This window comes from Acinetobacter sp. ACZLY 512, from assembly GCF_023614015.1.
Classification (GTDB): Bacteria; Pseudomonadota; Gammaproteobacteria; order Pseudomonadales; family Moraxellaceae; genus Acinetobacter; species Acinetobacter soli.
In genome coordinates, this window is record NZ_JAKIVI010000001.1 from 54,015 (window position 1) to 66,658 (window position 12,644).

The window sequence follows — 12,644 nt, forward strand, 5'->3', positions numbered from 1 at the left end:
GTCTATTGTGGGTCGTCTAAAGAAATTGCTGGATAATAACGCGCTTGAGATTTTTCAAATTGATACGCATGCATCAATTTTAAATAATCACCCAAATCAATCTCAGATTGCTGCAATATGCGCTTGGCCATAATTTGCGTTTTTGGATTATTGGCCTGCTGCGAAAGTGCCACGATATGACGATAATATTGAGTCTTAATCGGCTTATGAAGAGACTGAAAACCAAAGAAAAGAATTGCAGAAATAATCAGAATAACGACGGCATTATAGATTCGTTCAATTTTAAATTCTGACTTAAGTTTTAAAATGTTTTGTTTAGATATGAGCATACCCTACCTCGAATCTGAAGTAGTGTATGACTCATTGAGACTTTTCACAAGTAATCGTGTGAAATGAAACGCATTTTTGAGCACATTAACTGGTTAATGCGCGCACAAAAGCAAAATACAAAATAAATGCAATTAACAAAAGCGTAATGCCAATTGCAAAATAACTTAGTCCCCCTTCGGCATCTGCGGGATGCAAATCATCTTCGTCGGCCAAACGAAGCAGCTCTCCATCGTAAATACGATAAAACTCAGCTTTAAGCTCTGGATCAAGCTGGCGAGTATAATCATACACGCGTTTACGCTGTGCTAAGCAGTAGTCCCCTAAGTGAATTTCTTGGTGAAATACCGCCTCGTCAAGCTGTTGACGATGATATTGAGCCAAGGCAATAATGTCATTACGATCAAAAGGGATGCCAAAGTTAAAGCCATCAATCGTGGTTATCATGTTTTTCTCCTTTGATATAATTCTTCAATTGATTTTAATAAAAAATATTTCAGTTCATTGTTTAATCATGTAAACTTGAAATACAATAAAGTTACCCCACTTATTGTTTGACTTATCCACTAAAATGTAATATTAGTTTAACAATGAACTGTTAAATTGGTTCGCAAGACTGAGATAAGTCTAAAAATGTAATCATAACTACAACTATAAGGAGTTTTTAACTATGATTCAGCAAATCTCTCATCATGAGTTAGAGCATGTATATGCAACTGCAGTCAACACAATTCAATCACAAATGAATTTTCAAGACGCAGTAACACAGCTCGAAGAAGCGGCCCGTGCCGGCCATGGTAAAGCGGCATTGTTCTTGGCAGAACTTTATTATCAAGGTTTTCGCGTAGAACGTGATTCGATGAAAGCCCAGTACTGGCAAAAGATGGCCACAATGCAAGCATAATGAAACGTCACCTAGGTGGCGTTTTTTAATGTCCGGTTAAAAAAAATTACGATTTTATTCAAGACTTAAACGAAACTTAAATCTTTCTTTTTTATAATACAAAAGCATTTTTAGAACATTTATATCATGAGACGCATTACTCACCTTCCCCCAGCTTCTAAAGATTTAATTCTCAAAATTTCAATTCTTAAAACAATGATGTACTGCGGTACACTTTGGGGTCTTTACCATCAAGGCTGGGCAATTAAATCCGACGAAGACAGCTTCATTTTTCCCTTTTGGTTAAATGGTGTACAAGCTCATCGTTATGCCAAAAAGCATTGGCCTAATTATGTTCCAAAAAAAATCAAGCCGCAGGATTTTCAAACCGCTTTATTACCCACCTTAAAGCGGTTAAACGTAACGCCTGCCTTGTTTAGTTCATCGCAGTGCAAATTTAAACTCTCAACTACGCAAATGAGTCATTTCTTTTTTGCGCAAACTCAGTTGAATGTAATGTAAATCCATCTCGTCATAAGTTTTTTTGTAGGAAGTGATTTTTTTGCATAATTGTTGATCAGCCCATATTTGAATTTTGCTTAATTCAAGTTAAGTTTAATGGGAACAACAAAAACATCCAGAGGGACCCGAATATGACCAATGTCGCCCAAGTTTTACATGAAAAACGTGAACACACCGTGTATACCATTTCACCGGACGCAACAGTACTTGAGGCCATTACCCTCATGGCAGACAAAGGCATTGGTGCGCTGGTTGTGGTTGAAAATGATGCAGTAGCGGGAATATTGTCTGAACGCGATTATATGCGCAAGATCACGCTGATGGAACGTTCCTCAGACAACACGTTGGTCAGCGAAATCATGACTGCAAAAGTTTTTACAGTTGATAAATCATTTAGTGTAGAAGATTGCTTACAGCTGATGACAGACCGACATTTACGTCACCTTCCAGTGGTCGAAAACGGTAAACTTCAAGGGCTTATTTCAATTGGTGACTTGGTCAAGGCTGCTATGGAAGATCAACGTCAGTTGATCGTACAGCTTAAGCAATATATCTCGGGTTAAGGCTATAAGTTTAAAGCCGTACACGCGCCTAGCACATCGTTGAAGGTGGCTAAGCGTGTGTTTTAGTCACAACATCAATAAATAAAAGCACCTTCATCAATCATTATCGAGATAAATAACGTGTCATGTCCTCAACCCCTTTGAGGGTCATGGGATACATATGCTTCTCAAAAATTTCATCAATCTGTGCAATGGTTTGTGTGTATTTCCAATACCCTTCTTCTTCTGGATTTAACCACGCAGTCTTATCAAAGTGCTGACGCAAACGGCGTAACCACACTTCACCTGACTCATCATTCATATATTCTACCGAGCCACCAACCGATCTTAATTCATATGGCGCCATACTGGCATCACCAACAAAGATCACACGATAATCACGGCCATAAGTATGCAACAAGTCCCAAGTGTTTAAGCGACTTGAGGTACGTCGATAATTATCCTTCCAGACGTAATCATATAAACAATTATGGAAATAAAAGTATTCAAGTGTCTTAAATTCAGTCTTTGCAGCGCTAAATAATTTTTCACATTGCGCCACATGGGCATCCATCGAGCCACCAACATCAAATAACATCAATACCTTAATGCGATTGCGTCGCTCTGGAACCATTTGCACATCTAAAATGCCTTGCTTGGCTGTTTCATGAATAGTTTTGTCGACATCTAGCTCTTCGGCAGCACCTTGACGCGCAAATTTACGTAATCGCCTTAATGCGAGCTGCATTTGCCGAGTACTTAAAACTTGCTCATCATCCAGATTTTGATATTTGCGTTGTTCCCAAACCTTAACCGCAGATTTTTTTCGCCCCGGCCCACCAATGCGAACACCCTCGGGATGATCGCCAAATGCACCAAATGGTGAAGTACCCCCTGTGCCAATCATCCGATTGCCACCTTGATGCTTCTTATGCTGCTCTTGAAGACGTTCTTCGAGCATTTTCATTAGTGCCTCGATCGAGCCTGCCTTTTCAAGTGCCTCTCGTTCTTCAGACGATAAATGCTTTTCTAGTAGTTCTAGATCAAACCAGTCTTTGGGGAGTTTTTGAACCTGTTTAAGCAGCTCATCAAGATCATAGGTTTCGATACCATCAAAATAGTCTTTAATGGCACGATCAAATTTATCGAAGAAACGTTCGTCTTTGACCAAAATAGTTTTGGCCAATTCATAAAATTCCTCTTGATCCGCAAAGACAACGCCTTGAGCAATCGCCTGATTAAGATCAATCAGCTCACGTGTTGTGACCGGAACACCATACTTGCGTAGCGTATAAAACAATCGAACGAACATGGCGCACCATCCTTAACGACGTGTCATAAATGCTAGTCGTTCGAGTAACTGTACATCCTGTTCATTTTTAATCAATGCGCCATATAACGGAGGTATGGCCTTGGTACGATCATGATTGCGTAAGATATCTTCAGGCATATCATCGGCCATAAGCAAGCTGAGCCAGTCGATCAGTTCTGAGGTAGAAGGTGGCTTCTTTAAATTAGGCACTTGTCTGAGTTTAAAGAAAATCTGAAGTGCTTCATTGACCAAGGTATTTGAGATCTGCGGAAAATGCACATCAATAATTTCGCGCATAGTCGCTTCATCTGGAAATTCAATATAATGAAAGAAGCAGCGGCGCAAAAATGCATCGGGTAATTCTTTTTCGTTATTCGAGGTAATAATCACGATCGGACGTTGAATTGCACTAATCGTTTCACCAGTTTCGTACACGTAGAAAGACATTTTATCTAGTTCGTGCAGTAGGTCATTTGGAAACTCGATGTCGGCTTTGTCAATTTCATCAATCAACAACACACATCGCTCCTCGCTACGAAAAGCTTCCCATAATTTGCCCGGTTTAATATAGTTTTTTATATCATAAACACGATCATCGCCTAACTGACTGTCACGCAAGCGAGAAACGGCATCATACTCGTAGAGGCCTTGCTGTGCCTTCGTGGTAGATTTGATGTGCCACGTAATGAGCTTCATGCCTAAACTTTGCGCGACTTCTTCTGCCAGCAAGGTTTTACCAGTGCCCGGTTCACCCTTAATCAACAGCGGCTTTTGCAAAGCGCGCGCTGCTTTTACTGCCAGTTTAAGACCTTCAGTTGCAATATACTGATCTGTACCCGTAAATTGTTGTGCGTCGACAGTCATGTTTTACCTTTATTTTTATTAAACAGAGGATGTGTCCTTGTTTGCGCTATAATTTGACCATAAATAGCCAATCAATAACCCAAGTCCTGTTACAAATAAAATTAAAGACAAATTTGCCCAAATAAGCGGTTGCTCTTTGGTGAGTACACCAAAAATCACACCAAAAATAGCAGGTGCAATTCCGGCATTCACTCCTTCAGAAATTGTGGGCGTGGCCAGTACGGCAAACAGTACAATCCACGTTACGCCACCAATCAGTCGCGGCAAGCGTTTTGCGATACTGTACCAGCACCACAAAACAATTAGGGTTCCGCCCACATAAGCGGTTATGGCAATGCTGTCTTCAGGAACTGAATCCAGCACTGAAAGTAAGCCGCTCCAAATTCCTGCAAGTTGTTCAAGCACCACGTAATCCCTCTGGCTCATCAGATAAGTTGATAAACCCTTCTGGCGGCATTTGGATAAAAAAGCCTTTTGTTTCAAGTGAATCGAGGACATGCAAAACATTGACACGTGCAAGTTTGCGTGTTTGAGAAAGCTCAAGATGCATAACAAATGTCGGACGACCAAATGCCGTACGCAATGTTTCAGGTAAGATTTCTAAAGGATCTTTGCCTTCTACATCATCATTTGGGTAATCTGGACGAGCTATATAAACGTACATCTCATCTTTCTTACTCGATCTGTAAATATCACAGTGCATAAATCACAACTCTCAAAACTCTAAAAAAGCATACATTAAAAAAATCAACAGATACATGAATGTTTTTCAACGCACCAGTCGTACCACATTTTAAATTTCTATCTTCATTTGCGTCGATAGATACTGTTCATCTTGTTGCAAAATCGCAATCAAAGGCTCGGTCAAAAGACGATAGCGCCAGCCAAGCAGATATTCGGGTAATTCATCTTCGTGGCGATGAAACACCACATGTTGATACAACGCATTTAACCATTTTTTACGCAGCAAGACTTCTTTGGGTACCTGTGTCTCATTCACGACATTGTCAATCAATTGATTCATTTTACTTGTAACTTCTTGAGATGAATGTCGGATTGGTCTGGCCATACGTAGTGGCCATTCGTGCTGCTCAGGTAAAAATTTAAGTAAATCTAGAATAGTTTTGCCATGTTCTCGCACGATATTGGGACGGATATCCTTAACTTGCGACAACTGAAAGGTATTTTTTGGATTTTTTTCGACCAGATCAATCATGGTCGCATTTTTTAAGATAAAACTGCGTGGCTGGTTGATCGCCTTAATCAGTTGTTCGCGCCACACAGTGAGTTGCTGTAACTGCATCAGTTGACGCCGAGAATGGCGATAATTCGCAACATCGGTATACAGTAAATGCTGGGGTGTTTCGGTTCCAATTTCTTTGGTCAGATGCCGGCAATCTTCGATCACGAAATCGCACAATTGTTTGGCCTGTAATTGCGCTTTGATTTCATCAGACAATTGTAAAATATAAAGCACGTCATTGGCGGCGTATTGGAGCTGCTCTTCACTGAGTGGTCTTGCGAGCCAGTCAGATCGGGTTTGATCTTTTTCGATATCAATATTTAAAATGAGTTTGAGCGCGGCCTGATAGCTCACTTGCAAACCATGGCCTAAAAAAGACAATCCCACTTGGGTATCAAATACATTGTCTAGATATTTACGCTGCGCATAGTGATAAATCAGATCAATATCTTCGCCGCAGGCGTGAAAAACGTTTTGCTCTGCTGCAAAAAGCTTATTCCAAAATTCACTTAAATCGAGTGTGGCCCCATCGAGTAAAAAGACAGTACCATTTAAATTGATTTGAAAAACACCTAATTTAGGCCAAAGCGTATCCACTTTGATGAACTCTGTATCCAGCCCATACACTGAACATTGGTTCATGATTGATAAAACATCAGCAAGTTGATCTTGCTGCTGGATAAACTGAAACATTTTTTCCCGATTTAGCCACAAGGTGCATTTAATATTCTGGCATATATATACCACTTCAATTGCAACTTTTGCCAGACAAACTATTCCTAATATTTTATTTTTTAGACAAACCCACAAAATCGCTTATTTTATAAGCACATTCTTCATTTTATAGTGACCTGCACATTCTAAAATATGCAGGTTCAAATAGACCAAATGATAAAAATCATTCAAAAAGACTATTTCATTTGCATTCGATTATGCACAGCCTGACTCAAGGTATGGCTATCGACATATTCAAGCTCACCGCCTTGAGGTACACCTTGTGCAATGCGTGTCATATGGATCGGTAAATGCTTGGTGGCTTCGAGCAAATAGTGCGCAGTTGCCTGACCTTCTACCGTTGCATTGGTTGCTAGAATCACTTCTTCAATTTCACCCTGACTCAAACGGTGAATCAGTTGCGGAATACCGATTTCTTCAGGCCCAATACCATCTAGAGGCGACAGATGTCCACCCAATACATGATATTTACCGCGAAAGCTTCCGCTTTGCTCTATGGCCATGACATCTGCGGGTGATTCCACCACACAGAGTACCTGCCCATCACGTTCATTAGATAAGCAAATATCACAGACCTCATTTTCAGTCAGTGAATTGCAAATACGACAGGCATGAATATGACTTGAAGCTTCATGTAGCGCATGAGACAGCGCAAACGCGCCTTCTCTATTTTTCATGAGCAGATGCAAAGCCATGCGCTGAGCCGATTTCGGCCCAACACTTGGTAAAATTCGCAGTGCTTGAACAAGTTGTTCAAATCGATCGCTAAACACGCTTTATGGGTCCTTAAAATAAACCAGATAGGCCAGGCGGTAAGCCCATGCCTGCATTTGCACCTTTCATTTTTTCTTCTGCAACTGCTTCAGCTTGACGTACCGCGTCGTTTACTGCAGCAGCGATTAAGTCTTCAATCATGTCAGGTTCATCTTGTAGCAGATCCGGACTAATCTCGATACGTTTGACAACAAAACGGCCTGTCATGGTCACTTTAACTAAACCACCACCCGCTTCTGCCTGTACTTCGGTTTTTGCAAGCTCTTCTTTGGCCTTTTTGGTATTGGCTTCCATATCTTTTTGCATGCGCTGTGCTTGCTGCATAAGCATATTAATGTTCATCGGGATTCCTCCAAAAACAGTAAATTTGTTTGACTCTATATAAATTAGATCAGATCAAGTCCGCGTTCGATATCACGGATGATATCAGATACATCTTCCAAGCCCGCAGATAAACGAATCAAACCTTCTTGAATACCGGCGGCCTGTTTCGCTTCAGGCGATAATTTACCATGGGTTGTGGTTGCAGGATGCGTAATCGTCGATTTGGCATCACCAAAGTTACCTGTAATTGAAATAAATCGAGTGTTATCGATTACTTTCCACGCACCTTCACGGCCACCTTTCACCACAAAAGAAACAATGCCACCAAAACCTTTTTGCTGCTTGGCTGCACGTTCATGACCAATATGCTCTGGTAAACCCGCATAATAGACTTTTTCCACTTTCTCATGTTGGTTGAGCCATTCCGCGATTTTTTGTGCATTTTCACAATGCACTCTCATTCTGAGTTTCAGCGTTTCAAGCCCTTTAAGGAAAATCCATGCGTTAAAAGGACTCATCGATGGCCCTAATGTACGTACCACGCCAAAGACTTCCTCAAGCAACTTATGGCTACCTGTGACTGCACCACCTAATGCACGGCCTTGCCCATCGATGTATTTGGTTGCAGAGTAGATCACCAAATCTGCCCCTAATTTGAGGGGCTGTTGCAATACAGGTGTACAAAAGCAGTTATCGATCACCAGCATGGCATTTTGTGAATGAGCAATTTCTGACAATGCGGGAATATCAGCAACTTCAGCTAACGGATTCGATGGCGACTCTGCAAATAAGATTTTCGTTTCAGGACGCAAGGCATTTTTCCATGCATCCATGTCGTTTAAATCGACAAAGGTAACCTCTACACCGAATTTTGCGATGTACTTTTCAAACAAAGCCACAATCGAACCAAAAACGGCACGCGAACAAATGACATGATCGCCCGCTTTTAAAAATGCCATACAAACTGACAAAATTGCGCCCATTCCCGAGCTAGTCGCAATCGCACGTTCTGCACCATCCATTGCCGCTAGACGCTTTTCAAACATGGCCACCGTTGGATTGGTAAAACGAGAATAAATATTGCCCGACACTTCACCTGAAAATTTTGATGCCGCTTCAGCTGCATTTTTATAAACAAAAGATGACGTCAAATAAATCGGCTCGGCATGTTCACCTTCAAAGCTGCGGTTATGACCGGTTCGAATGGATAATGTGTCTACTTGATATTCTAATTCATCGTCATGGCTATGCATTGCTGTGCTCTCAGTCTTAAGACCGCTCATATAAAAATGCCAACATTTTGAGCGTGTCATGTATTTAAGGTCAAGGTAAAAGATCAATTAATCGCTTAGACTGCATCCAAACCCTTTCGGATTTTGGAAAATGCAAAGAATGGATTCACTCAAATCCCTTATTCACAACCAGCAGATCAAGCTTAAACATCTTTCGGCTCGACTCTTTAGGGAAGAATCTCTCGTTATTTCTCAAACTACGCCTTATCAGGTAATTGGTGAGTTTGGGCAAACACGCATCCGCTATTATGCAGCAAGCACTAAACGATATAAAGAACCTCTGGTTTTTGTTGCACCGCTTGCCATCAACATGGCCATTTACGATCTTTATCCGTATCGCTCTTTAATTCGTTACTTTCAAGAAAACGGATTTGATATCTACCTGATTGACTGGGGCCGTTTAAGCTATCGTGATCGACATCTGAATTTTTTATCGTTCATCGATGACGCCCTACCGCGTTATTTAAAGATGATTTGCGCACACGCCAAAAGTGATCAGGTGTCGTTGCATGGCTGGAGTATGGCTGGGATTTTTGTCATGCTCTATACCGCCTTGCATCATGCGAAGCATGTAAAAAACCTGATTGTACTGGGAAGCCCTATCGATAGTTATGCCTCGGGAAGAATTGGCAAGCTGTATCGTTTTGTCCATAACACCATCCAAAAAAATCCGTCTCTTGAACGTCGCATTTATGCGGGTTTACCCAAAAAACTGATTCATACGCCGGGCGTGTTAAATGCGTTGGGATTTAAAATTTTAGATCCTAAAGGCTGGATTGATGGTCACGTACAGTTACTTAAAAATCTTGAAAGCAAAAAACTGGTTCAGGAGCATGCCACACTGAGTCACTTTTTAAATAACATGATTGATTATCCGGGGGGAATCAATCAGGACATGCTATTTAATGTTTGGCTACAAAATCCATTAAAAGATGGCAAAATTCAGCTTAAAAATACCATAGTCGATCTAAAGAATATTGATTGCGCACTTTTGGTGGGTGCAGGTCGTTCCGATCAGCTCGTCACAGCAGACGCGGTAAAACCATTAATTAAATTGACAAACAGTACAGATGTCACGTTTACTCTTATTCCGGGTGGACATCTGGGTTTGATGTCGAGCCAAGCCAGTTCCGAAGAGTTTTGGCCGCAGTTTAAAGATTGGTTAATACAACGTTCAACGCAAATAAAGAAAGAGTAAATCTATGATTCAATCAGTTGCATTTATCGGTTTAGGCGCTATGGGATATCGTATGGCGTCGCATTTACCGAAGCATTTTGACACGGTCTATGTATGGAATCGAAACTTTGAAAAAGCCAAACAACACGCCAATGAGTATGGTACTCAGGCAGTTGAACTTGAACAGGCTGTACAAGCCGATGTTATTTTTTCATGTTTACCTACCAGTACAGATGTCGAAAACCTGATTGAATCGTTACAACTTAAACCTGGCACCATCTGGGTAGATTGTACCAGTGGCGTGCCAGACTCGGCGCGCACCTTGTCTGAAACACTTAAAGCCCAAAATGTAGATTATCTCGATGCACCAGTGAGTGGTCAGACCATTGGCGCCGAAAATGCAACACTTACCGTGATGGTCGGTGGTGATGCCGCTGCCTTTGAGCGTGCCTATCCGGCGATGCAAGCGATTGGCAAATTGATCAAACATGTAGGTACATCTGGTGCGGGCTTTGCCGTGAAGGCCGTCAACAACATGTTGCTTGCAGTTAACCTGTGGTCGGTGGCAGAAGGATTTACTGCACTCAAAGCCCACGGCGTTAATTTAAATGAAGCGCTAGACTGCATCAATGCCTCAAGCGGAAAAAGTGGCGTGACTGAAACCGTGTTGCCTCAGCGTGTGTTAAATCGAAGCTTTCCGGTCACATTTGCACTTCCGCTCTTAGCAAAAGACACTGGAATTGCATTAGATTTACTGCAATCTGCAAAACTTCCTGCACCAGTGATAGGATTAACGCAAAGCCTGATTCAGGCCGCAAGCGCAACAGCCGACGAAAATAGTGATTTTTCTGCGGCTGTAAAGTTTTATGAATCTTTGAGCAAAATCACACTTGAATAGCCAAAATTCTAAAAGTCGCATGCTTTTACTATAAGCTATTCATACAAGTCATTTTTAGGTAAGAGAATCATCTAGTGTTCTTTTACCTTTTTTATTCTTTTCTGTCACCCAAAGGGTAATGACACCATCGACCACCAACACGCCATCGGCTGTGTGTGCCTGAACCTGAATTTCAAAATCACCCATATGCCAATCTTGTGCAATCGAAGCGGTCAGCTTAATATCTGAGTCGGCCTTCGCCAAATAACTGACTTGCATTCCTTTGGGTAACCAACGTAAATGTTTTGGAACAGATGCTTCTGCTAATACGCCCATTACAAATTCAAGTCCATTACAAATGGCAATCACGTGCACTGTACCAATATGATTTTCTAAAGATCTTTTTTTCTTGATATGGGCGATACAGCTTTGCGTATCTAAATGCTCAATCACAGGATCAACTGTTTTAAAATAAGGTGCGACCCGGCTCACTACTTTAGATAAAACCGTTAAACCACCCGGTATGTGGCGGAGTGATTTAAATAGCGCCAATACATCATTTTCATGTGGATGCGACTGCTTTAAAAATTTTGCTTTTAAACTTGAAATATAATGACTCATGTCTTTGCTCTTTTGAGAATTTGATTGCATTACACTGGGGTGATCTTAATTGCCGTACTCAAATCACGCACTAAACTGAAATTGAGGGTATCACCCAGATGCACTTTTGATAACAATAAAAACTGAACCACTCGTTTAAAACCATAAAAACTAAGCTATTTTTATCGCTTCATGAAGTATTACAGGAAGTATCGGCGCTTTTTTACAAGATATGGATGAAATATGAAGCGAAATTACACTTGAGTAATTATTCAGCATTGAATTATTTTTGAAACCCCTTATATTGGGAAATAGGTCGTTACAATTAAGTCGACGATACAAGAGGAAAAGCGCATGAATAAGCTTGCTGTTGCATTTTTTACTGGACTCATTACCTTAAGTGGTGCCTCAGTGTTCGCTGCAACACCTGAACAAGAGTGTAAAAAACTGCAAGATGATTACAACCTCATTTATGCAGCGAAAGGCTTCTGCTTTAAAGATCCGGAAGCGAAAGCCAAATATGGTAATGACAACTGCTTTACCACCAAGCCAAAGTTTTCAGACAAAGAGCAGCAACGACTTGACCAGATCAAAGATCGTCAGAAAGAATTGAACTGTAAATAATCCCTGCTGTTGATGTTGATAAGGAATAAACATGGCTTACGATGACCAAAACATTTTTGCGCGTATTTTACGTGGTGAACTTCCGGCTATAAAAGTGTATGAAGATGATCACGTGCTTGCATTTATGGATATCATGCCTCAGGCCGATGGTCATACACTTGTGATACCAAAAACTCCTGCTGAAACTCTGCTGGATTTACCAGCTGATGCAGCAGCCTACACCATTCAAATTGTGCAAAAAGTTGCGCAGGCAATCGAGAAAGCACTCGATGCCAAAGGCATTGTATTAATGCAATTATCTGGTGCGGCGGCAGGTCAAACGGTTCCACACGTACACTTTCATCTAATTCCAAGTTCTATTCATGAACTCGGCCGCCATGCAGCCCAAATGGGTGATCAAGAGAAAATTGCTGGGTTTGCAGAAAAAATTAAAGCTGCACTTTAGTCGTTATATAAATTAAAAGGAGCTTCGGCTCCTTTTTTTATTGGTCAATTTAAGCATAGAGAATAAAAATAAGTTTTCCATAACTCGTCATTAAATTGTCACT

Annotated in this window: 18 protein-coding genes; 7 read left to right on the top strand and 11 right to left on the bottom strand. The window is 41.0% G+C overall.

What is annotated here, in order from left to right:
* Positions 1 to 2: 2 nt before the first annotated feature.
* A complete protein-coding gene (locus L2096_RS00260) occupies positions 3 to 329 on the bottom strand; it encodes a hypothetical protein (protein WP_004938607.1) in 327 nt (108 codons plus the stop codon).
* Positions 330 to 414: 85 nt separating this feature from the next.
* The gene (locus L2096_RS00265) at positions 415 to 774 is read right to left on the bottom strand and encodes a hypothetical protein (RefSeq protein ID WP_250364673.1); all 360 of its coding nucleotides are present in this window, start codon (positions 772 to 774) and stop codon (positions 415 to 417) included.
* A 223-nt stretch (positions 775 to 997) separates the two neighbouring features.
* Here L2096_RS00265 and L2096_RS00270 point away from each other — a divergent pair, with 223 nt between their 5' ends.
* From L2096_RS00270 to L2096_RS00280, 3 genes are all read left to right on the top strand, one after another.
* Positions 998 to 1,231: an SEL1-like repeat protein gene (locus tag L2096_RS00270; RefSeq protein WP_004938612.1), complete on the top strand. Its 234-nt coding sequence runs from the start codon at positions 998 to 1,000 to the stop codon at positions 1,229 to 1,231.
* A gap of 126 nt (positions 1,232 to 1,357) precedes the next feature.
* A complete protein-coding gene (locus L2096_RS00275; protein WP_250364674.1) occupies positions 1,358 to 1,732 on the top strand; it encodes a DUF2750 domain-containing protein in 375 nt (124 codons plus the stop codon).
* Positions 1,733 to 1,863: 131 nt separating this feature from the next.
* Complete coding sequence (locus tag L2096_RS00280) at positions 1,864 to 2,295, top strand: CBS domain-containing protein (RefSeq protein WP_004938616.1); 432 nt, start codon at positions 1,864 to 1,866, stop codon at positions 2,293 to 2,295.
* 103 nt (positions 2,296 to 2,398) lie between these two features.
* Here L2096_RS00280 and L2096_RS00285 read toward each other — a convergent pair whose 3' ends face one another.
* From L2096_RS00285 to L2096_RS00320, 8 genes are all read right to left on the bottom strand, one after another.
* A complete protein-coding gene (locus L2096_RS00285; protein ID WP_250364675.1) occupies positions 2,399 to 3,586 on the bottom strand; it encodes a vWA domain-containing protein in 1,188 nt (395 codons plus the stop codon).
* 12 nt (positions 3,587 to 3,598) lie between these two features.
* Positions 3,599 to 4,450: an AAA family ATPase gene (locus L2096_RS00290; protein ID WP_004938619.1), complete on the bottom strand. Its 852-nt coding sequence runs from the start codon at positions 4,448 to 4,450 to the stop codon at positions 3,599 to 3,601.
* Between the two features lie 18 nt (positions 4,451 to 4,468).
* Positions 4,469 to 4,855, bottom strand: coding sequence for a hypothetical protein (locus tag L2096_RS00295; RefSeq protein ID WP_025094797.1), 387 nt, complete (start codon positions 4,853 to 4,855; stop codon positions 4,469 to 4,471).
* Entirely contained in the window at positions 4,848 to 5,153 is a 306-nt protein-coding gene (locus L2096_RS00300) for a YcgL domain-containing protein (protein ID WP_004938621.1), read from the bottom strand. Before L2096_RS00300 ends, L2096_RS00295 begins: the two co-directional genes overlap by 8 nt.
* 90 nt (positions 5,154 to 5,243) lie before the next feature.
* Positions 5,244 to 6,386 (bottom strand): ribonuclease D, encoded by a 1,143-nt coding sequence (locus tag L2096_RS00305; RefSeq protein ID WP_151764308.1) that lies wholly within the window; start codon positions 6,384 to 6,386, stop codon positions 5,244 to 5,246.
* A 218-nt stretch (positions 6,387 to 6,604) separates the two neighbouring features.
* Complete coding sequence (gene recR, locus L2096_RS00310; RefSeq protein WP_004938623.1) at positions 6,605 to 7,201, bottom strand: recombination mediator RecR; 597 nt, start codon at positions 7,199 to 7,201, stop codon at positions 6,605 to 6,607.
* Between the two features lie 13 nt (positions 7,202 to 7,214).
* Complete coding sequence (locus L2096_RS00315; RefSeq protein ID WP_004938624.1) at positions 7,215 to 7,544, bottom strand: YbaB/EbfC family nucleoid-associated protein; 330 nt, start codon at positions 7,542 to 7,544, stop codon at positions 7,215 to 7,217.
* Positions 7,545 to 7,588: 44 nt separating this feature from the next.
* Positions 7,589 to 8,779 (bottom strand): O-succinylhomoserine sulfhydrylase, encoded by a 1,191-nt coding sequence (locus L2096_RS00320; RefSeq protein ID WP_004948053.1) that lies wholly within the window; start codon positions 8,777 to 8,779, stop codon positions 7,589 to 7,591.
* Positions 8,780 to 8,918: 139 nt separating this feature from the next.
* Here L2096_RS00320 and L2096_RS00325 point away from each other — a divergent pair, with 139 nt between their 5' ends.
* Both L2096_RS00325 and L2096_RS00330 read left to right on the top strand, forming a co-directional pair.
* On the top strand, positions 8,919 to 10,016 hold the full coding sequence (locus L2096_RS00325) for an alpha/beta fold hydrolase (RefSeq protein ID WP_228301589.1): 1,098 nt from the start codon (positions 8,919 to 8,921) through the stop codon (positions 10,014 to 10,016).
* Positions 10,017 to 10,020: 4 nt separating this feature from the next.
* The gene (locus tag L2096_RS00330; RefSeq protein ID WP_025094801.1) at positions 10,021 to 10,893 is read left to right on the top strand and encodes an NAD(P)-dependent oxidoreductase; all 873 of its coding nucleotides are present in this window, start codon (positions 10,021 to 10,023) and stop codon (positions 10,891 to 10,893) included.
* A 54-nt stretch (positions 10,894 to 10,947) separates the two neighbouring features.
* On the opposite strand, the gene L2096_RS00335 is transcribed toward L2096_RS00330, so the two are convergent.
* On the bottom strand, positions 10,948 to 11,493 hold the full coding sequence (locus L2096_RS00335) for a hotdog fold domain-containing protein (RefSeq protein ID WP_250364676.1): 546 nt from the start codon (positions 11,491 to 11,493) through the stop codon (positions 10,948 to 10,950).
* Positions 11,494 to 11,826: 333 nt separating this feature from the next.
* On the opposite strand from L2096_RS00335, the gene L2096_RS00340 reads away from it, so the two are divergent.
* On the top strand, positions 11,827 to 12,096 hold the full coding sequence (locus tag L2096_RS00340) for a YARHG domain-containing protein (protein ID WP_004938629.1): 270 nt from the start codon (positions 11,827 to 11,829) through the stop codon (positions 12,094 to 12,096).
* A 31-nt stretch (positions 12,097 to 12,127) separates the two neighbouring features.
* Positions 12,128 to 12,541 (top strand): HIT family protein, encoded by a 414-nt coding sequence (locus L2096_RS00345; RefSeq protein ID WP_025094803.1) that lies wholly within the window; start codon positions 12,128 to 12,130, stop codon positions 12,539 to 12,541.
* Positions 12,542 to 12,644 lie beyond the last annotated feature (103 nt).

Bases quoted from the DNA above. Each gene is read 5' to 3' on its own strand.
- L2096_RS00260 (WP_004938607.1), bottom strand. From the start codon at position 329: ATGCTCATATCTAAACAAAACATTTTAAAACTTAAGTCAGAATTTAAA.
- L2096_RS00265 (WP_250364673.1), bottom strand. From the start codon at position 774: ATGATAACCACGATTGATGGCTTTAACTTTGGCATCCCTTTTGATCGT.
- L2096_RS00270 (WP_004938612.1), top strand. From the start codon at position 998: ATGATTCAGCAAATCTCTCATCATGAGTTAGAGCATGTATATGCAACT.
- L2096_RS00275 (WP_250364674.1), top strand. From the start codon at position 1,358: ATGAGACGCATTACTCACCTTCCCCCAGCTTCTAAAGATTTAATTCTC.
- L2096_RS00280 (WP_004938616.1), top strand. From the start codon at position 1,864: ATGACCAATGTCGCCCAAGTTTTACATGAAAAACGTGAACACACCGTG.
- L2096_RS00285 (WP_250364675.1), bottom strand. From the start codon at position 3,586: ATGTTCGTTCGATTGTTTTATACGCTACGCAAGTATGGTGTTCCGGTC.
- L2096_RS00290 (WP_004938619.1), bottom strand. From the start codon at position 4,450: ATGACTGTCGACGCACAACAATTTACGGGTACAGATCAGTATATTGCA.
- L2096_RS00300 (WP_004938621.1), bottom strand. From the start codon at position 5,153: ATGCACTGTGATATTTACAGATCGAGTAAGAAAGATGAGATGTACGTT.
- L2096_RS00305 (WP_151764308.1), bottom strand. From the start codon at position 6,386: ATGTTTCAGTTTATCCAGCAGCAAGATCAACTTGCTGATGTTTTATCA.
- L2096_RS00315 (WP_004938624.1), bottom strand. From the start codon at position 7,544: ATGAACATTAATATGCTTATGCAGCAAGCACAGCGCATGCAAAAAGAT.
- L2096_RS00320 (WP_004948053.1), bottom strand. From the start codon at position 8,779: ATGCATAGCCATGACGATGAATTAGAATATCAAGTAGACACATTATCC.
- L2096_RS00325 (WP_228301589.1), top strand. From the start codon at position 8,919: ATGGATTCACTCAAATCCCTTATTCACAACCAGCAGATCAAGCTTAAA.
- L2096_RS00330 (WP_025094801.1), top strand. From the start codon at position 10,021: ATGATTCAATCAGTTGCATTTATCGGTTTAGGCGCTATGGGATATCGT.
- L2096_RS00335 (WP_250364676.1), bottom strand. From the start codon at position 11,493: ATGAGTCATTATATTTCAAGTTTAAAAGCAAAATTTTTAAAGCAGTCG.
- L2096_RS00340 (WP_004938629.1), top strand. From the start codon at position 11,827: ATGAATAAGCTTGCTGTTGCATTTTTTACTGGACTCATTACCTTAAGT.
- L2096_RS00345 (WP_025094803.1), top strand. From the start codon at position 12,128: ATGGCTTACGATGACCAAAACATTTTTGCGCGTATTTTACGTGGTGAA.